General features: G+C 71.5%; 25 protein-coding genes. 2 read left to right on the top strand and 23 right to left on the bottom strand.

Annotated elements, in window-relative coordinates:
• Nucleotides 1-47 precede the first annotated feature (47 nt).
• The 15 genes from M0M48_RS10685 to M0M48_RS10615 form a co-directional block, all read right to left on the bottom strand.
• Nucleotides 48-593: a phage tail tube protein gene (locus tag M0M48_RS10685; RefSeq protein ID WP_257751124.1), complete on the bottom strand. Its 546-nt coding sequence runs from the start codon at nucleotides 591-593 to the stop codon at nucleotides 48-50.
• Nucleotides 586-1005, bottom strand: coding sequence for a hypothetical protein (locus M0M48_RS10680; protein ID WP_257751123.1), 420 nt, complete (start codon nucleotides 1003-1005; stop codon nucleotides 586-588). The genes M0M48_RS10685 and M0M48_RS10680 overlap by 8 nt, the downstream gene beginning before the upstream one ends.
• A 71-nt stretch (nucleotides 1006-1076) precedes the next feature.
• Nucleotides 1077-1511 carry a hypothetical protein gene (locus M0M48_RS10675; protein ID WP_257751122.1) on the bottom strand — a complete coding sequence of 145 codons (435 nt, stop codon included), beginning with the start codon at nucleotides 1509-1511 and terminating at the stop codon, nucleotides 1077-1079.
• A gap of 2 nt (nucleotides 1512-1513) precedes the next feature.
• Nucleotides 1514-1918 (bottom strand): hypothetical protein, encoded by a 405-nt coding sequence (locus M0M48_RS10670; RefSeq protein WP_257751121.1) that lies wholly within the window; start codon nucleotides 1916-1918, stop codon nucleotides 1514-1516.
• Nucleotides 1918-2349 (bottom strand): DUF6093 family protein, encoded by a 432-nt coding sequence (locus M0M48_RS10665; RefSeq protein WP_257751120.1) that lies wholly within the window; start codon nucleotides 2347-2349, stop codon nucleotides 1918-1920. The genes M0M48_RS10670 and M0M48_RS10665 overlap by 1 nt, the downstream gene beginning before the upstream one ends.
• Before the next feature lie 2 nt (nucleotides 2350-2351).
• The gene (locus M0M48_RS10660) at nucleotides 2352-2732 is read right to left on the bottom strand and encodes a hypothetical protein (RefSeq protein ID WP_257751119.1); all 381 of its coding nucleotides are present in this window, start codon (nucleotides 2730-2732) and stop codon (nucleotides 2352-2354) included.
• A 7-nt stretch (nucleotides 2733-2739) separates the two neighbouring features.
• Nucleotides 2740-3219: a hypothetical protein gene (locus tag M0M48_RS10655; RefSeq protein ID WP_257751118.1), complete on the bottom strand. Its 480-nt coding sequence runs from the start codon at nucleotides 3217-3219 to the stop codon at nucleotides 2740-2742.
• The gene (locus M0M48_RS10650) at nucleotides 3219-4250 is read right to left on the bottom strand and encodes a major capsid protein (RefSeq protein ID WP_257751117.1); all 1032 of its coding nucleotides are present in this window, start codon (nucleotides 4248-4250) and stop codon (nucleotides 3219-3221) included. Before M0M48_RS10650 ends, M0M48_RS10655 begins: the two co-directional genes overlap by 1 nt.
• A 23-nt stretch (nucleotides 4251-4273) precedes the next feature.
• Nucleotides 4274-4600, bottom strand: coding sequence for a hypothetical protein (locus M0M48_RS10645; protein ID WP_257751116.1), 327 nt, complete (start codon nucleotides 4598-4600; stop codon nucleotides 4274-4276).
• A 72-nt stretch (nucleotides 4601-4672) separates the two neighbouring features.
• Nucleotides 4673-5425 carry a hypothetical protein gene (locus tag M0M48_RS10640; RefSeq protein ID WP_257751115.1) on the bottom strand — a complete coding sequence of 251 codons (753 nt, stop codon included), beginning with the start codon at nucleotides 5423-5425 and terminating at the stop codon, nucleotides 4673-4675.
• Nucleotides 5426-5500: 75 nt separating this feature from the next.
• Nucleotides 5501-6613, bottom strand: a complete 1113-nt coding sequence (locus M0M48_RS10635) for a hypothetical protein (protein ID WP_257751114.1) — start codon at nucleotides 6611-6613, stop codon at nucleotides 5501-5503.
• The gene (locus M0M48_RS10630) at nucleotides 6588-8078 is read right to left on the bottom strand and encodes a hypothetical protein (RefSeq protein WP_257751113.1); all 1491 of its coding nucleotides are present in this window, start codon (nucleotides 8076-8078) and stop codon (nucleotides 6588-6590) included. The genes M0M48_RS10635 and M0M48_RS10630 overlap by 26 nt, the downstream gene beginning before the upstream one ends.
• A gap of 29 nt (nucleotides 8079-8107) precedes the next feature.
• Nucleotides 8108-8740 (bottom strand): terminase, encoded by a 633-nt coding sequence (locus M0M48_RS10625; protein WP_257751112.1) that lies wholly within the window; start codon nucleotides 8738-8740, stop codon nucleotides 8108-8110.
• On the bottom strand, nucleotides 8727-9935 hold the full coding sequence (locus tag M0M48_RS10620; RefSeq protein WP_257751111.1) for a terminase: 1209 nt from the start codon (nucleotides 9933-9935) through the stop codon (nucleotides 8727-8729). Before M0M48_RS10620 ends, M0M48_RS10625 begins: the two co-directional genes overlap by 14 nt.
• 12 nt (nucleotides 9936-9947) lie before the next feature.
• Nucleotides 9948-10562, bottom strand: coding sequence for a hypothetical protein (locus M0M48_RS10615; protein WP_257751110.1), 615 nt, complete (start codon nucleotides 10560-10562; stop codon nucleotides 9948-9950).
• Between the two features lie 797 nt (nucleotides 10563-11359).
• Between M0M48_RS10615 and M0M48_RS10610 the strand changes: the two genes are divergently transcribed.
• Nucleotides 11360-11560 (top strand): hypothetical protein, encoded by a 201-nt coding sequence (locus M0M48_RS10610; RefSeq protein WP_257751109.1) that lies wholly within the window; start codon nucleotides 11360-11362, stop codon nucleotides 11558-11560.
• Nucleotides 11561-11646: 86 nt separating this feature from the next.
• Nucleotides 11647-12069, top strand: coding sequence for a helix-turn-helix domain-containing protein (locus tag M0M48_RS10605; RefSeq protein WP_257751108.1), 423 nt, complete (start codon nucleotides 11647-11649; stop codon nucleotides 12067-12069).
• Here the strand turns inward: M0M48_RS10605 and M0M48_RS10600 are convergent.
• From M0M48_RS10600 to M0M48_RS10565, 8 genes are read right to left on the bottom strand one after another with little or no spacing between them, the layout of a single operon-like run.
• On the bottom strand, nucleotides 12062-12712 hold the full coding sequence (locus M0M48_RS10600) for a hypothetical protein (RefSeq protein WP_257751107.1): 651 nt from the start codon (nucleotides 12710-12712) through the stop codon (nucleotides 12062-12064). The genes M0M48_RS10605 and M0M48_RS10600 overlap by 8 nt on opposite strands.
• 5 nt (nucleotides 12713-12717) lie before the next feature.
• The gene (locus tag M0M48_RS10595; protein ID WP_257751106.1) at nucleotides 12718-13992 is read right to left on the bottom strand and encodes a hypothetical protein; all 1275 of its coding nucleotides are present in this window, start codon (nucleotides 13990-13992) and stop codon (nucleotides 12718-12720) included.
• Nucleotides 13989-14204 (bottom strand): hypothetical protein, encoded by a 216-nt coding sequence (locus M0M48_RS10590; RefSeq protein ID WP_257751105.1) that lies wholly within the window; start codon nucleotides 14202-14204, stop codon nucleotides 13989-13991. The genes M0M48_RS10595 and M0M48_RS10590 overlap by 4 nt, the downstream gene beginning before the upstream one ends.
• Entirely contained in the window at nucleotides 14201-14446 is a 246-nt protein-coding gene (locus tag M0M48_RS10585) for a hypothetical protein (protein ID WP_257751104.1), read from the bottom strand. The genes M0M48_RS10590 and M0M48_RS10585 overlap by 4 nt, the downstream gene beginning before the upstream one ends.
• Nucleotides 14443-14718 (bottom strand): hypothetical protein, encoded by a 276-nt coding sequence (locus M0M48_RS10580; protein WP_257751103.1) that lies wholly within the window; start codon nucleotides 14716-14718, stop codon nucleotides 14443-14445. The genes M0M48_RS10585 and M0M48_RS10580 overlap by 4 nt, the downstream gene beginning before the upstream one ends.
• Nucleotides 14711-15106, bottom strand: coding sequence for a hypothetical protein (locus M0M48_RS10575; RefSeq protein ID WP_257751102.1), 396 nt, complete (start codon nucleotides 15104-15106; stop codon nucleotides 14711-14713). Before M0M48_RS10575 ends, M0M48_RS10580 begins: the two co-directional genes overlap by 8 nt.
• Nucleotides 15099-15257, bottom strand: a complete 159-nt coding sequence (locus M0M48_RS10570; protein WP_257751101.1) for a hypothetical protein — start codon at nucleotides 15255-15257, stop codon at nucleotides 15099-15101. Before M0M48_RS10570 ends, M0M48_RS10575 begins: the two co-directional genes overlap by 8 nt.
• Nucleotides 15250-15957, bottom strand: coding sequence for a hypothetical protein (locus M0M48_RS10565; protein WP_257751100.1), 708 nt, complete (start codon nucleotides 15955-15957; stop codon nucleotides 15250-15252). Before M0M48_RS10565 ends, M0M48_RS10570 begins: the two co-directional genes overlap by 8 nt.
• Nucleotides 15958-15970 lie beyond the last annotated feature (13 nt).

Genomic DNA, 15970 nt, shown 5'->3' with positions numbered 1-15970 from the left:
GACGCAGGCGGGGCGGCTGTCGAACCCGCCCCGCCTGCGGGTCTGGGTCAGGCCAGGACGGCGACCTTGAACGCCGGCTGGGCGGTGGCCGCCCACTTGCAGGTCGCGGAGCCCTCGGCAGTGGGGCCCTCGCCCTTGCCGCCGGGCATCGACGGACCGATCTCGGCGGGGTAGACGTGGACGAACTGGCCGGCGGCGATCGCCGTCGACTTGGGGACGTTCATCCGGTCGACCAGGAAGCCCGTGACGGTGCCGGAGACGTTGAGCCACTTCTCCCAGAGCTTGACCGGGTTGGACGCCGCGACGCCCTGGGCGTCGAAGGCGTAGGTGATGTCCCCGCCGCTGTACTTCGTCTCGCCGATGCCCTCGAACACGAGGGTGTCGCCGAACCGGCGCTCCATCTCGACCAGCGCGGTCTCCGCGGTGGGGTTCGGGGCGCCGTCGAGGAACGCGATGTTCGTGATGTCCAGCGAGGACGCGCCGGAGGCCTCAGCCACGGTGGGCGCCAGGGTCGCCGAAGCGATCGTGGGGACGAAGATCCAGTTCCGGCGGCCGTACAGCTTGGCCGGTGCGGTGCGAAGCGGCTCAGGCATCGAGCTTCTCCTTGTTCTCGGCCTCCTGGCCGCTGGTGGTGGGCTCGACAGGGGACTCGGGGGTGCCGGCGTGGACCGGCGGCAGCGGCTGGCCGCTGAGCTCGTCGGACGCCAGCTGGTCGAGGACCTGGTAGCGGCCGTGCGGGAGCGCGGCGGCGTGGATGGTGAGCTCGTGGCCGGTGTCGAGGTCTCGGACCCGGTGCCGGCCGTGCTCGTCGGGCTGGGGCGCCTTCGTGTCCTTGTCGCTGGCGGCCGACGGCGCGGGAGCCGGCGGGGTGTCCGCGGCCGGGTCGGGCGGCGTGGAGCCGGTCTCCGTGCCGGGGTCGCCGCTGGTCGTGGAGTCGGCGGCCGCCGGGTCGGTGGCGTCCGGGTCGGCCTGCGGCGTCGAGGACTTCGGGGTGGTTCGGGGCATGACGGGGTCTCCCTCGCGGGCTCGGTGGAACAGGTGGAGGTGGTGGGGTGCGCCTGGAACAGGCGGCTCGGTCAGGCGAAGGTCCAGTGGTCGACGCCGACCCAGCCGGTGTCGTCGTCCTCTTCGGGCTCGCCGATCGCGAACACGAACGGGCCGACGGTCCCTCCGTCGAGGAGGCCGTAGGCGCGGTCCTCGAGAGCACGCCCGACGCGACGGCGCAGCTCGCGGACGTCGGCGATCGACCCGGCGTGGCAACGGGTGGCCAGCTCCAGGTCGGGAACGGAGACGACGCCGGACCCGCGGCGAGACGGGAACGCGTCGGCGCGGTTGAGGTGGATCTCGACGTGCTTCGCAGGGGCCGCGCCCGACGGGTCGCTGCCGCCGGCGGTACCGGGGATGTCGTCGGTGTCGTACACCGTCACCCGGGCGGGGAGCTCGGCCTGGATCGCCGCCTTGATCGCGTCGGCGATGGGCTGGAGGTCGAGGTTGCTGGAGACGCCGGCCATGGTCAGCCGCGTCCCGGCCAGAACCAGTCGTCCATGGACCTGCGGACGTCCTGGGCGACCACGCCGATCGCCCCGGCGCGGGACTTCTCAAGGTCGCCGTGCGGAGGCTGGTTGCGGGAGCCCTCCTCGAACGACATGTCGCCCTGCGGGCGCCCGGCCTCGGGGCCATACTCGCCGGACCAGCCGGCGCCGCCGAACAGGGACTGGCGGGGCTGGTCCCAGGAGAACGCCCGGTGGTAGTGCTTGCCGTGCCGGCCCGCGGTCCGGCGCGCGTTCTCCTTGGCGACCAGGTTGCCCGTCATCGTGCCGTGGCGTACGGCGGCGCGGACGTCGCGGGACGCCAGGACCGGGATGCGGCGCAGGTCGCTGGCCAGGTCGTCGATGGAGTGGGTCACCTTGATCCGCATCAGCCCCACTCCTCGGGTCGCTCGGTGCCGGTCACGGGGATCCGGCGGGCGGTGGCCTGGTCCTGCCAGGTGGCCTCGACGATCTGGAGCACCAGCCCGGCGTTCTCGCCGACGTCGATCTCGATCAGGTCGCCGTCTGCGAGGTCGGTGGTGTCGTGCGGGAGGTTCGCGACACGGACGGGGATCTGGGTCTCGGCGCCGCCGACCTTGGCCGCGCGGGAGCTGGCGGCGCCGCGGGCGACGCCGGCGAGCCGGAGCGGGAGGTCGGTGTGCACGGTCGCCCACACCGGGACGGTGAAGCCCTCGGAGTCCTTGGTCGTGGCGCCGGTCTTCCGCTTGACCGTGCACCGCGACCGCATGCGCGCCCGCGCGGCGGCGCGCCCGCGCTCCAGGCGGGCTTCGAGGCGCTCGGGAAGACCGTCGGCGAGCATGCTCAGCAGTACTTCATCGAGCCGACGTAGCCGGACGGGACGACGACGGCGGGCTGAAGTCGGCGGATCTCGGCGGCGGTGAAGTAGACGTCCTGGGTGGGGTCGGCGTACTTGACCGACTCCTGATAGTCGTCGATCGCACCGGACTCGGACTCGGTGCCCTCCGGGTTGCGGAGGACACGGAGCGCAGCGGCGGCGATGACGTCGACCACCAGTTCCTCGTCGAGCTCCCCGGAATCGATCCGGGCGACGAGGCCCGGCAACTCCCGCTCGCGCTGCAGGGCGCGCCATGCCTCGTCCAGGCGCGTCTGCTGCACCCGGGTGGTCGCCGGGCCGGTGTAGCCACGGGCGGTGAGGTCGTCGGGAGTTGCCGGGTTATCCATCGCGGGGTCAGCCCTTCGCGGCGTCGTCGGCGGTCAGGGCGGCCGCGAGGGTCTCCTGACTGCCGCGCTTGCCGATGCGGTCCGCGTCGGCGCGGCCCTCGTTGCGCCGGTCGATCTCGGCCTTGAGGGCGTCGAGGTCCAGGCTCGAGTAGTCCACGGGCGCCGCCGGGTCGGCCGTCGGGTCGGCCGGCGGGGACGTCTCCTTGAGCTGCTCGATCTCAGCCGTCAGGTTCTCGATCTGCTCCTCGAGGTCGGCGATCCGGGTGTCGCGATCGGCGAGCTGTGCGTCGTACTGCCCGCGCAGCGCGGCGACCTCGGCCACCGGGACGACGTCCCCCTGCTCCGACTCGGCCGCCCCGGCAGGGTCTCCCTCACCGGCCCACACGTCGGCGCTCACCTTGTCGGCGCCAGCGATGTCGGACTCGTCGGTCCCGGCCTCGTAGACGACACCCTCGATGAGGGCGGTCGTGCTCAGCTTGCGGCCCATCAGACCAGTCCCTTCCAGATCACGATGGCGTCGGTATCCCCGAGGACCGGCATCCCGACCGCGGCGCCCTTGACCGCCCGCTGCACCGGGTTGTCGCGGCCGAGCGTGACGATGGTCAGGCCCGGGACCTCAGCGGCCGACAGAGCCGGGCGCCCGTTGAGCTGGACCCGCTGGACCTGCTGGACGGCCTCCTGGGTGATGCCGAGCTCGGTGCGACCGATCGGGTCGTCGTTGCTGGGCAGGAACACCAGGGTGCCCTCGGCGAAGAACCGGGTCCGGACGCCGGCCGCGTCCTTCATCTGACGGTCGTAGGTGACGGGGACAGGGAGGCCCCGGTTGACGGCGTACGCCGCGACCTGGTCGATGCCCACCGGGGCCGAGGGGAACATCTGCTGCGTCGCGGCGACGAGCTTGATGTACACCGCGTCGGTGGTCAGCGCGACCCCGGCCTTGTCGCCGGCGACGTTCTTGTACACCTGGTGCGCGGCGGCGTAGGCGGCCCAGACGGCGGCGCCGTTGGTCGGGTCGAGCGGGGCGCCGGCGGTGATGATCTGCCCGCCGGGGATCCCGAAGTCGACCGTGTGCGTGGTGCCGTCCTCGGCGACCAGGGCGATGCCACCGGTCGAGAGGAGCTGGCCACGCATGGCCTCCATCGTGTTGTCCACCGTGGCCGCGACCTGCCCGGCCCCGGAGGTGACCGCGGGCTGCCAGTCGACCTGCTGCCCAGCGAGCTGCTGGGCCAGGATCAGCTCCTGGTTCAGGTCGACCTCGGTGAAGGGCACGAGCGGGGTCACGGCCGGCAGGTCGCCACGGACCTCGACGATTCCCTGCTTCAGGATCGGGATCGCCGGCGCGTCGAACGCACGGATGGCGACGGTCTGGTCGTTGCGGGTCTTGCGCCCGAGCCGGTACGTCACCGCGGCGACGTTGACGACGGGGAAGAACCGCGCGAGCGAGTTGCGTGCGTCCTGGAGCTGGCGAGCCGCGAGGATCGTGGGTCGCAGGTCGGGGACGAGGTCGATGATCTGCATGATGCTTGTCCGGTCCTCTCGGGTCAGGACGGCACGGTGCCGTTGATGAAGTTGATGTTCTTGAGCGCCGACTCCTGCGCGAGGGTCAGCGCAGCCGGCAGGTAGCGCCGGTCCACGTCACCGCCGTCGACGATGGAGATCAGGTGCGTCTCGCCGGTCTTGTGGACGTACTCGTTGAGCACGAGTCCCTTGCCGGCGACCAGCGACCCGGACTTCACGAGGCCGGTGCCGTCCTTGACGACGTCGGCGAACGCGACGCTGACGCCGCGGGTGCTCGCCTTGAGCAGGTTGCGGCACCAGCGGGTGTCCGCGGTGCTGTAGGTGGTGCGCTTGGGCGCGAAGTTGGACACGGGAATCTCCTTCGGTTGGTGTCCTGATGGGGTGTCCGGTGGTCGTGGCTTCGCGCCTACGCCGTGCCGGGGTCAGCTGGGGGTGGAGAGCGGCCGGACGCCGGTGGCCTTGTGCATCTCGGCGAGGACGGCCTTGACCTTGTCGCCCTCCGAGACGCCGGCGGATCCACCGCCACCTCCAATGCCCGGAGGCGCGATGCGCTGCGCTTCGGGCTTGGCGAGATGGGGCTTCCGGGTCACCAGGTCGTCGAGCGCGGTCTTGAGCTTGTCGGTGTCGACGCCGCCCTGCTCGTTGACGAGCGTCGTGAGGTCGACGTTGGTGAGGGCGTCCGTGGCGTCGTGGAGCCGGTCCTTGGTCGCCTCGAGGACGGCGTCGGTGACCTTCTGCGCGGCGGACTCGGCGTCACGCTGGGCGTCGCGCTCGGCGAACGGCTTCACGGCGGCCTCGACGGCCTGCTGGACGATCGCCGCGATGTCCGGCCCGGCGTAGGGGTTCGGCGGGTCCGCGGGCTTCGGCGGCGTCGCCTTGGGCGGGTCGGCCGGCTTGGGCGGTGCCGGGCGGGCGCGGGCGGCGGCCAGTTCGCGCTCGGCGGTCTGGCGGGCCTCGCGCTCGCGGACGATCGCGGCGCGGCCGGGGTCGCCGAGCGCGGCCCACTCCTCCTCGGTGACGCCCTCGGGGCGCACGGGGGCCGGCGGGTCGGTGGGCGAGGCGCCGAGGATGGGCCAGATCGGGGCGCCGCTTCGGCGGAAGCCGACCGCCTCGAGCGCGAGCCCGGTGCGGGGGTGCTTGCGCGTGGGGTGGGTCGGGAGCGGGGTGTGGGACATCGCGTCTCCTGGATGGGGTGGTCGGCTTCTTGTGCGCGCAGCCGGGGCGCCTTCCGCTCGTCGCGAGGCGGGAAGTCAGGTGATGAAGCGGTGCAGCTTGAGCAGGCGGATCGCGTCGGCGTGGTCGTCGGCGACCTCGTAGATCGACTCGGGCATGAGGCGCACGTGCGTGGAGGCCTGGTAGCGGCGGCCGCGCTGCTTCTCGAATCCGCCGCGTGCTCGGCCGTACTGGCCACGGCGCGTGATGCCCTCGCGGGTCATGAGCACGTCGCGTCCGTAGACCTGGGCCTTCTCCATCCCACGGCGGGCGTTGACGACCTGGCCGATGTCGGCGCCGTCGCGGATCGCCCGGGCGCCGTCGACCGTGAAGATCCGGTCCTGGTCGGGGGCGCTGAGGGACTCGAAGTAGGTGTGCGGGTTGACGGTGAGGTCTCCGGCGATCGCCTCGGTGGCGGGGATGTGGCGGCAGTCGCACAGCGGGTGTCGCTCGAAGCCCTCGTTCCAGCGGTAGAACTTGCCGGCGAGCACCGCGCAGCGGCTGCACGAGGGCGGGTTGAGCATCCGGACGTACCCGGTGGCGCCGGGGTGCGCAGTCGTGGCGGCGGACTCGGCGGCCCGAGCGGTGTCGATGACCATCGTCGCGGCGACGGTCTCGACCCAGCGCCCGGCGTCGGCGAGCGCCTGCTGCGCCGACTGCTCCGCTTCCCGCGCGAGGTGGTCGCGGAGCCGTTCCTCGTGTTCGCGGGTCAGGGACTCCCACACGGCGTCGGAGACCCACTCGGGTCGCTCCAGGTCACCGATATCCGGGGCCCCAGCCGCCTGGAGCTGGTTGAACCGGGCACCAGCGCGGGGGATGGCGTACGCCAGGAGCGTGGCCGCTGGGCGCCCGTCGCCAGCGACACCGGCGAAGGCCGCAGGGACCACAAGGCCGGTCGTGGGGCCGGTGACGATGTCGAGCTCGGCGAGCACCGCGGCGATGTAGGCGTCGGCGTCGCGGGCCGCGGCGACCTGGGCGGCCGCGACCAGCATCAGCAGTTGGGCGCCGACGCCGTCCTCGTCGTACTGCTCTTGCCACCGGGGCGCCAAGGGGTCCATGCGCCGCCAGGCCTGCCGCACGGCGGTGAGCAGCAGCGCGAGGAGCCGCTGCTGGCGCTGGTAGTACTCAGCCGACGAGCGTGGGATCGCCAAGGAACTGCCGGCTCAGGCGCTCGATGGGGTCGCTCTCGGCTGCGCGGCGCCGCTCGAGCGTCGCCTCGTACTCCGCGACGGCGTCCGTGATCGTCTCGGGGTCCCAGCCAAGGACCTCTCGGGCACAAGTCGCGACGCCGAGACCGGAGGCGGTGAGCTTGGTGAACTGGTCGACCAGCTGCGCCTCGATGCGGGTCTCGGGGTCTTCCCACCGTGGCCGCACGCGGGTGCGGGTGGCGGGCGACTCGATGGCGAGGATCCATTGCCCGAGCCGGCGCCAGGCCTGGTTGAGGCTGCCGTACTCGCCCATCCGGCGCACGCGGCGCACCATCGGTGCCTCGTCGGTCTTGAGCAGCTCCGCGGACATGTGGGACTTGAGGTCGAGGGAGAAGTAGGTCGAGGCGAGCGCGGTCTTCGCGCGGACCTTCGCTGAGGCGTGCTCGGCCCAGGTCACGAACGACGCGAGGCCGGCCGGCTCGAGCTGCCCGAACTTCGCGTCCTTGTTGCTGTTCACCCAGAAGTGGTCGGCCCGCGGCTTGAACCCGATCATCGGCTTGCCGTCGGGGCCCAGGAGTGGCTTGGACGGGTCGTTCGGGTCGCGGGGGATGTCGAGGCCGGTGGCGTATCGGATCGGAACGGCGCCGAAGTGTCCGGCGAAGACTAGGAGTCCCTCGACGAGGTCGACGATGTCCACGAGGGAGGCGATGGGCGCGATCTCGGACACCGGGTCCTTGAGCAGCCGCGAGCGTGGCGCGAGCTCGACGACCGGCACGCCGGCGAGCCGTGTGGGCCGCGGGTCGCCCTTGACCTGCCAGCGCGAGGCCTCCCCCGATCCTTCTGGATCGGAGACCTCTGCGTCGCTCTCGAAGAGGTCGTAGTCGAGGCCCGGGAGGCGCAACAGGCCGACGTTCTCGCCGGTCCACTCGTCCTTCCAGACCTTGAGGTATGCCTCCACGTTGTACGGCGCCGACTGGGAGCGGCTGACGGCAGCCTGGGTCATGGACTCGATGCCCACCACGGCCCGGTTACCGCGAACCTCGCGGGCCGCCGAGGCGAAGGCGCGGGACCCGATGAGAGCCTCGCGGTGGCCCTCGTGGTGCATGACGTCGAGGTCGTTGTCCTCCCAGGCCGCCTCGAGCTTCTTCCCTGCGTCCTTGTCGTCCGGGGCCGTGAGCCCGCCGAGGGTGAGCCGCTCGGTGAGCGCGTCGACGACGATGCCGGCCGTGCCGGACTTCGGCACATCGAGCATCGAGTGCATGCTGCCGGTCACGACGCTGTCGACGATCCGGCCATCGGCCGAGGCGACCACGAGGCCGGGGTAGACCTCGGCGTACTCCTTCGCGAGGAACGGCAGGATGTGCTCGTTGGCGTAGCGCCGCTCGTAGGGGGCGGCGTACGCCTCCTGCTCGGCGATCTTGGCCAGGAGGCGCTTGGTCCACTGCATGACGGTCGGCTTGGTCGGCACGGCGCCTCCTTCCTGGGGTCGGGTCGTGGTCACATCCCGAACACGAGCGGCGGCAGCTCGGCGTCGGGCCAGCCGGCGGCGCGCATGTCGGCGGCGGCCTCGTGGCAGATCACCGAGGTGACGCCGGCGTCGATCTTCTGCTCCTGCGAGGGCTTGCCGAGGATGTAGCGCTCGCCCTTGGCGAGCTTTCGGGCGTTCCCGACGTGGGTAGTGGTGATCGGGCACCCGTCTTGGGTGATGGCGCGGTTGCGGAGGTCGGCCTCGAACCGGCGCAGCGCTGGGTACATGCGACCGATCTGATTGGTGGGCCAGGGCAGGAAGACGTCGGGGCCGTGCTTCTCGTCCCAGGCCTCGCCCTCGGTGGTCCAGTCGTCCTCGTCGTGGAACCCGGGGTCGTAGTAGACGCGCAGCAGCCGGTAGCGCCGGTTGATCTCGTCCCAGGCTTCGTCGACCTCGCCGCGCGGGATCTGGTGGTCGGGCCACATCGCTGGGTTCCAGATCGCCGGGCGGCGGTCGGGGCCGTAGCGGGGCGTGAAGAGCAGTCCCTCGCGGGTCTCCAGCTTGATGCAGGTCCAGTCGTTGTTCAGCGAGCCGTCGAACCCGCCGCACACTGCGGTGCCGTCTGGCGGGTTCGGCAGCCAGACCTGGTCACGCTGCTGCATACGCCGAGGCCCACAGTCCGTCGGGGAGCCACGTACCGCCGCCAGGGACGAGACGGTTGCCGAAGAACCGTTCCGCCTGCGCCGGGTCGCCCTTGTTGATGAGCGCGACGGCCTCGGCCTCGATGGAGTCGATGTTGACCCACCACGAGCCGGCGTAGACCCACTCGAGGACCTTGCGGCGGCTGGCCTTGTCCAAGAACGACAGCGGCCGGTTGTCCCGGTCGCGCAGCGACGGCTCCAGGTCGGGGTTGCGGTAGAAGATGAACAGGTCGCCCTGCCCGGACTCGTAGAGCTGCTGGGCGTAGGAGTTCATCGCCGGGTCCCACGCGTTCGTCGTGGCGTGGGTCCGACCGCCCATGCCGGCCGCACCACGGTTCTGGTTGTCAGCGACCGCGAGCATCTTGTTCGAGACGTACCAGAGCCCGACCTCGTCCTGCTCGGAGTCGGAGATCGGGTTGCCCAGCCGAGAGTTCGCCGAGGACGTGACGACGTCGATGCGGTCGAGGTCGTCGTCGTCGGAGAGCCCCAGGACGCGGATGAAGCCCTCGCGGACCGCGAGGAGCTTGCGCAGCGGGCCGAGACGGATCATGCCGCGCAGCGGCCGGTAGATGTTGTCGGCCTGGTCCTCGCTGAACGCCGTGACCTGGATCAACGGCGAGGGATGCCGCATGCCCTTCGGCTCGCCGGGCAGGTACTCGTACTCCCAGCCGCAGTCGCAGCCGTTGTCGGCGCACCGGTAGACGTCGCCCTCTTCGGCCCAGCCGGCGAACACCGAAGGCCCGCACGCCTCGAACGCGACGAACGACGCCGACATCGGGCCCTTGCCGGTCTTCTGCGGCGCGACGGTCAGCGTGCGCCGGTAGTAGAAGGCCTGGTTGAGCAGCGGCAGGTCGTCGTTGCTGATGTCGTCGATCGCGATGCCGTCGGCGTCGACCAGGACGCCGTCGGCGTCGTACTGCGCGGTCGCGATCCGCTCGAGGAGCTCGCCGATGACCTCAGGGTCGACGAAGACGGCGTCCTCGCGGATCCGGTACCGGTTGGCGCAGATCCAGAACTGCCAGTCGGCCAGCTTCATCGGACGGCCCCGCGCGAAGCCGTCGGGGACACGGCAGTGGCGGGTGATCCAGGCGTCCGCCAGGTCGCCGAGGGTGGGGAAGTCGACCCGGAACTCCAGGTCCTTCGCCGTGGGTGTCACCGTCGAGAGCCGTCAGCCGCGGAGGCGCCGCACCGGCGCCGCCTTCTTCGCCGGCGCCTTGGCGGCGGCCCTGGACGACCGCTTCGCGGCCAACTCGTCGGGCGCGATCGCCCAGCCGTTCATCCGCAGCCCGTCGGGCGAGAGGCCGCACTCGTTGCGCAGCTCGCGCTCGCGGGAGAGGAGCGCGGCGGACGCGTCCGGCTCGGCCTCGGTCGAGGCCATGATCCGGCAGTACTTCGCGACCGTCGGCCACCGCCACGGCTCGCGCTCCCACGCCAGTGCCTGCGGGGTCTTCCACAGCTCGCGCCACAGCTCGAGCTCCCGCTTGCGGAACGCGTCGCCGATGGCCCGATCGGCGACCTTCACCGTCTTGTTGTCGACGACCTCGAACCCGAACCGCACGATCTTGGGCAGGGGGAAGGCCGGCGCGCGGCCGCCGCGGCCGGAGGCCGGCAGGGCGAGCGGGTTGAACTCGGCCGAGGTGATCGCTGCAGCCGGCGACGAGCTCGCCGCGTCGGCCCCTGCGACGGTCGCGGTCTTCTTCGCTGCTCGCCGCGCGCGCTCGCTGGTGCGCGAGGTGGGGTCCTTCGCCGGACCCGAGCGGGGACGTGCGCCTCCCTTGGTCATCGTGCATCACTCCTTGGCAGCATCGCGCTGCATGGTGGAGCGGCGACCGGCATCGCGCCGGGCCGCTGAAGGGTGGCGAGCCGCCCCTTCCAGGCGCCGCCGGGTCGAAAAGTTCTGAACCCCGCGCACCTCGCAGAGCCCTCTCCCCCGGTCCTCCGCGGTCGCGGGGGCGAGGGGGTACCCCCAGGGGGTGCACACGGCCGCTCGCGGCCCGCTGGAGGGGCTAGGAGCGGCCGGAGGTCGCGAGGTTGCAGGGAGGGCACTCAGGGCCGCGGTGGCGGCTCCGGTCGTGGTCGTCGTGACCGAGGTGCCAGTGCTTCGGGTCGATCGCCTTGCCGCAGCCGGGCCGCCAACAGGTGAACGACTCGCCTGCGTCCATCCTGCGCTGGTACTCGGCGCGAAGCCGGTCGTGCTCGGCGTCGTAGCCGCGCTGCTGACGTGTACCCCGAGCTCGGTCCTTCACGCGTGAGCAGGCCGGGCAGCGTGGCTGCTCGGTCAGTGCGCCCGTCGGGCACCGCTGTCCGCGGCCCGGACCGAGGCACGCCCGCTTCGCCACAGCGGCCACCTCCCGGAGATGACGAAGGCCCGTCGAGCAGAGCGCTCACGGGCCAGAGGTAGCGGTCCGAGTATGCAGCAGCAGCCGGATTCGGTGCCAGAAGCATAGCCGGTTTCGCCAGGCGTGTTGGCGACCGGGGACGCGAGGCGTGACTGTCGCGCTCTCGGCGCCTTATGACCCTTGCCAAACGCCAAGGGGATGTGTTACCCTTTACTTGTTAAACCCCAAGAAGGGAGGTGAGATGGTGAACAAGGACATGAAGAAGATCGTCAAGGCGCTGCGCGAGCAGGGCTTCGACGTGAAGGCCACCAAGAAGGGCCACATCGCGGTCTATCGCGACGGGCGCTTCGTGGCCATGTTCGCTGGCACTGCGAGCGACTGGCGTTCGATGAAGAACGGCCTCGCCGCGGTCAAGCGCGCAGGGTTCAAGTGGCCGCCCTAGGCCACGAGAAGAGGACCGGGGCGCGGAAATCGCCCCGGTCCTCGGACCTCCATCATCCCAGAGAGACCCGAGGACCGGAACACGTCATGAAGATGCACACCGTCACCATCGAGATCGCCGAGAAGAACCCCACCGCCGACCGCGCCGAGCAGCTCCTTGAGCAGCTGCCTGAACTCCACGCCGCCGTGAGCGTGTCCGAGCGGGGATGGGTCACGATCGACGTGACCCTCCCCGCAGAGCACGTCCGCCAGGCCGTGCTGCTCGCGATCGCGGCCGTCGAACAGGCGAGCGGCCGGCCCGCGCTCGCCGTCGCGGCGATGACCGAGGAGGAGGCTGACGCCCGCGAGGGCTGGGAGACGCTGCCCGACCTCGTCTCGGTCACCGAGGCCGCCGAATTGCTCGGAGGCATCAGCCGTCAGGCAGTGCTCGACCGGATCGCCCGCCGCACCCTGCCCGCCACCAAGGTCGGACGGGAGTACGTGATCCCGAGGTCGGCGCTCACTAAGTGATCGGGACGAGCTCTCCGTCAGCGAGGCGACGCCAGTTGAGGTTGGCTGCGTCGGTGAAGAAGAGCTCGACCCGCAGTTGGAACGCCTCCGGGATGACGATGCTCGTGCTTGCCGCTTCGGCGGACTGCCGCTCGTGGGTCCGTTTCGCCGCGTCCACCTCCTCGGCGATCTCTTGCGTGAGGTGGACGATCTTGAGGTTCTCGCTCGGAGGGACCATCCCGATCTCGAGGCTTCCCAAGTTGCTCCCGTCAGCCGTGCGAACGATGCCGAAGACGCGGTTCATCGGGAGATCTGACGCGTTGCGCAGATAGATCACGTCGATGAGTCCGTCCCAGTAGACCTTCCCATTCATCTCGATCTTCTGCTCTGCCTCGCCACACCAGCCGGAGAACCGTTCGGCCTGGGACCTCCTGCGGTCTTCGGTGAACCGTTCCTCGCGCTGGACCTCAAGCTGGAAGGCGCCCCAGGCGAAGACAGCCGCCGCGGCTGCGGCCGCGAGAGCGAGCACCGTGGCCATCGCCTCGACCCACGAGGCGACGACGGCCCCTCGATCTCCCAGCCCGGCCTCGGCGAGCAGGGCGACCGAGAGCAGGAGGCACAGCAGCGCGATCACGACCAGCGCAGCAGCAAGGCGACGATTCATAGGGGTCATGATGCCCGGCTGCGGGGCGTCGCGCGGGTGGTCAGGTGGAGGCGCCAGAGGTCGGGCCACCACAGCCAGGTGGTGTGGGTCGCGATGTCGCACCAGCCCTCGACCACGGCCTCGGCGTCGCCGTGCCAGCGCTCGGCCAGCTCGCCGCCGCACGTCACCGGCTCGCCGCCGTCTTCCTCGGGCGGGAGCGTGGCGGGGCAGGCCGGGTACTCCTCCGTGGGCCAGAGCGCGGCGCACTCGGTGCAGCGGTCGACGAGCTCGAGCCGAGGGGCGAGCCAGCGGCGTACGGTGCGCTCGCCGCGTCCCTGGGCCTTGAGGGTGGCCACGGCTTCTTGGAGGCGGACGAGGCGGTCGGCCTCGGGGCGCCAGAGCATGCGGGCGTGGGCGCGCTGGAGTTCGGTCGGGTCGTAGTGGTGCTTGCAGGCTGGGCACTTCCAGCCGTCCCGGGTGGGGTCGCTAGCGAGGGCCTCGGCGGGCGGGGTGAACGACGGGCAGCGCGGGTTGAAGCACGCGGCGGGCGGGGTGGTGGTCGGGGCCGTTCGGGAGCCGCAGGCGTGGGCGGTGCGCTTCGAGCCGACGATGCGCGGGCAGGCGAGCTCGGAGGGTGGGACCGGGTGGTTGCGGTCCTCGCACCGGTACTCGGCCGGGGTGTGGTCGTGGCAGGTGGCGCAGGTCCAGCCGACGAGGTAGCGCGGGGCGTAGGTGCGGACCAGGCGCGGCTTCTTCGTGCAGTGCTCGCGGTCGCAGACGATGCGGGACCGGTCGGCGCGGCGGCCCTCGGCGACGATGTTCTCGACGGTGAGGCGGGCGCGGCGTACGTCGTAGGCGAACCGGGGGAACTGGGTGGTGGCGTGTTCCTGGGCCCAGCCGAGGGAGGAGCGCAGGTAGTTCAGGTCTGAGGCGAGGGTGCGGACCAGGCCTGGGTAGTCCTCGCTGCGGCGCCGGCGCCACTCTCCGGCCCAGTAGCCGATGAGCTGCTGCGGTGGCCAGCGGGTCTCGTCGTCTTCCTCGTCGTCGACGCTGGTGTACACGCGGCCGCGGACTCGGTCGTCGGGGTGGTCGGCGTACGTCTCGGTGGCGCTCTGCAGGTGGCCCCACGCTTCGAGGTCGGCGACTGGCCCGAGGGCGACCATGGCGGCGCCACCGGGGATGTCCGGGTCGTCACCGGCCGCGATGGCCTGGGCGCGCACCTCGTCGTAGCAGCGTTCGATCTCGGTGAGGTCGCGGGCGACCTTCACGAGCGGGTTGTCGGTCTGGGCGGTGGTGGTCACTCGGTTGCCTCTCGTCCGTCGAGGGAGTGGTGGGGATCGTCGTCGGGGTAGTGCTCGGCGTAGACGCGGATCGACTCAGGGCTGCCCGGCCGGGCGCCCGCGGCCATGAGTGCGCGGAGGAAGTCCCCGAACCGGCGGACCTCGTCGGCGTCATCGACGGTGAGCCGGCCGTCGGCGCACGCACGGTCCAGGTAGGTGTCGAGGTCGCTCATCGCGGACGTGCCTTCCGTGCGGTCCGGGCGTTCCGGCGGCCGTCAGCCAGCGCCCGGCGCAGTGCCGCCGTCCGGCGCTTCTTGCGGTGCCCCAGGTGCCAGTGGTCCCCGCACGGGTACGGGGCCAGGGAGAGGTCGATGCCCCGCGACCGCTCGAGCGAGGCCTGGGCGAGCAGGGCCGCCGCCTGGGTAGCGTGCCGGTGCTTCTCCGGGTGCGGGCAACTATCCACGGGATCGCTCATCGCTTCCCCCGCAGCGCCCGGCGGATCGCGCGACGGTCGGCTCTCGTCAGGGTCGATCGGAAGACGTACACCTGGCGGACCAGCAGGGCGCCGGGGGTCGAGATCTGCTCGGGCTGGTGCTTCGCCAACGCGTCGGCGTAGTTGAGGACCTCCCGAACATCCCCGGGAAGAGCCTTGCGGGGAGCTTCGCGCAGCTGCGCCTCGGCCGCGGCGCCACGCCTCCACCAGGTGCGCTCCGGAGTTCCGAGCGCGGGGATGGTGTGGTCAGCCATGGAGTACTTCCTTCGTGGGAGCAGCGCTCCCGTAGCGGTCGGTTACGGACGTCGTGGAGAGGCCGACGGGCTCCCAGTCGGTGCGCCAGACCCGTCGCCGGACGACACCGACCTGGGTGGCGCCGTGCCCATGCGCCCCGGCGAGGACGTCAGCCGGGCAGGTAGCGCCCTCGATGTGGATGGTCCGACCGCGGTCTACGACGGCCCACTCGATCTCGGCCGCCGGATGGCCGGCGATGTCGTCGAGGATGGGCTTCACGATTGCCCGGCATGCGCGCCGGTCGCTCTCGTTGAGGTCGTCCCAGGGCGTGCTGCTGCGGGTCATGCGGCGCCATTGCCGCTCGGCCAGGTGCTCGAGCAGTTCGGCGATCGGGTCGGGCTCAGGCATCGGCCACCGCCTTCTCCAGCCCGGCCTTCTCGGCGGCACAGGTGGGGCAACGCTCGGTGTCGAACGCTCGGGTGCCGGTGTAGCGCCCGGTGTCCGTGTCGAAGTTGACGGCGTGGCAACCGGGGATGTGGCTGTGGGTCGGCTCAGCCATGGTCGCCGCCGTCCCGCACGCGGCGAGCGCGCTCACGGAGCCAGATCGTGGGCATCGACGGACCGCCTGCCCGGTACTTCTGCGCGGCCAGCTCGCCCAGCTCGTCGACCGAAGCCGGGTCGTCCCACGCGTCTGCCGCCTCTTCCAGCGCGGTCGCCTTGATCCGCTGGACGACCTGCGCCGAGTCACCGAGGGCGCGAGCAGGAGCGTGACGGATGCACTTCGCGTGCGACTCAGGAGACGTGCACAGCGGCGCCCACTCTTCGGCCAGCGCCTCGACCGCCGCGACCTTGGCGCGCAGCGTGGCGGCCTCCTGCTCGGCGGCCTGGCGGGCGTCGTGCTGCTGGTCGTGCAGCTCCTGCCAGTTCGCCGACGACTCGGACCATCCGTCCCGCGCCTGCTCGGCCACCGCGAGCCGGTCGCGCAGACCCTGGACCTCGGCGAGCAGGTCGTCGAGCGCCTGCCAGTCCGTCGATGCCGACGAGCACAGGCACTGACCGTCTTCGAGCAGCGACCTCCACTCCGCCAGCGTCGCGTCATCAACAACCGCGACCCCGGGGCACCGGTCGCAGCAGACCATCTCGCCGGGACGGTCACAGCCGTCGTGGTCGTCGCAGCATCGAGCCACCGCGAGCCGGTCGGCGAGGATGCGCTCGACGGCGGCCTCCTGGAGCGCGGCCTGGTGCTCGCGGTGCTGCATCCACAGATCGCCG

Source organism: Pimelobacter simplex (assembly GCF_024662235.1).
In the GTDB taxonomy this organism is placed as follows: domain Bacteria; phylum Actinomycetota; class Actinomycetes; order Propionibacteriales; family Nocardioidaceae; genus Nocardioides.
The sequence above is the reverse complement of the archived record's forward strand: the minus strand, read 5'-3'. Positions and strand labels throughout refer to the sequence as shown.

Bases quoted from the DNA above. Each gene is read 5' to 3' on its own strand.
- M0M48_RS10685 (WP_257751124.1), bottom strand. From the start codon at position 593: ATGCCTGAGCCGCTTCGCACCGCACCGGCCAAGCTGTACGGCCGCCGG.
- M0M48_RS10680 (WP_257751123.1), bottom strand. From the start codon at position 1,005: ATGCCCCGAACCACCCCGAAGTCCTCGACGCCGCAGGCCGACCCGGAC.
- M0M48_RS10675 (WP_257751122.1), bottom strand. From the start codon at position 1,511: ATGGCCGGCGTCTCCAGCAACCTCGACCTCCAGCCCATCGCCGACGCG.
- M0M48_RS10670 (WP_257751121.1), bottom strand. From the start codon at position 1,918: ATGCGGATCAAGGTGACCCACTCCATCGACGACCTGGCCAGCGACCTG.
- M0M48_RS10665 (WP_257751120.1), bottom strand. From the start codon at position 2,349: ATGCTCGCCGACGGTCTTCCCGAGCGCCTCGAAGCCCGCCTGGAGCGC.
- M0M48_RS10660 (WP_257751119.1), bottom strand. From the start codon at position 2,732: ATGGATAACCCGGCAACTCCCGACGACCTCACCGCCCGTGGCTACACC.
- M0M48_RS10655 (WP_257751118.1), bottom strand. From the start codon at position 3,219: ATGGGCCGCAAGCTGAGCACGACCGCCCTCATCGAGGGTGTCGTCTAC.
- M0M48_RS10650 (WP_257751117.1), bottom strand. From the start codon at position 4,250: ATGCAGATCATCGACCTCGTCCCCGACCTGCGACCCACGATCCTCGCG.
- M0M48_RS10640 (WP_257751115.1), bottom strand. From the start codon at position 5,425: ATGTCCCACACCCCGCTCCCGACCCACCCCACGCGCAAGCACCCCCGC.
- M0M48_RS10625 (WP_257751112.1), bottom strand. From the start codon at position 8,740: ATGCAGCAGCGTGACCAGGTCTGGCTGCCGAACCCGCCAGACGGCACC.
- M0M48_RS10615 (WP_257751110.1), bottom strand. From the start codon at position 10,562: ATGACCAAGGGAGGCGCACGTCCCCGCTCGGGTCCGGCGAAGGACCCC.
- M0M48_RS10610 (WP_257751109.1), top strand. From the start codon at position 11,360: ATGGTGAACAAGGACATGAAGAAGATCGTCAAGGCGCTGCGCGAGCAG.
- M0M48_RS10605 (WP_257751108.1), top strand. From the start codon at position 11,647: ATGAAGATGCACACCGTCACCATCGAGATCGCCGAGAAGAACCCCACC.
- M0M48_RS10600 (WP_257751107.1), bottom strand. From the start codon at position 12,712: ATGAATCGTCGCCTTGCTGCTGCGCTGGTCGTGATCGCGCTGCTGTGC.
- M0M48_RS10590 (WP_257751105.1), bottom strand. From the start codon at position 14,204: ATGAGCGACCTCGACACCTACCTGGACCGTGCGTGCGCCGACGGCCGG.
- M0M48_RS10585 (WP_257751104.1), bottom strand. From the start codon at position 14,446: ATGAGCGATCCCGTGGATAGTTGCCCGCACCCGGAGAAGCACCGGCAC.
- M0M48_RS10580 (WP_257751103.1), bottom strand. From the start codon at position 14,718: ATGGCTGACCACACCATCCCCGCGCTCGGAACTCCGGAGCGCACCTGG.
- M0M48_RS10575 (WP_257751102.1), bottom strand. From the start codon at position 15,106: ATGCCTGAGCCCGACCCGATCGCCGAACTGCTCGAGCACCTGGCCGAG.
- M0M48_RS10570 (WP_257751101.1), bottom strand. From the start codon at position 15,257: ATGGCTGAGCCGACCCACAGCCACATCCCCGGTTGCCACGCCGTCAAC.
- M0M48_RS10565 (WP_257751100.1), bottom strand. From the start codon at position 15,957: ATGCAGCACCGCGAGCACCAGGCCGCGCTCCAGGAGGCCGCCGTCGAG.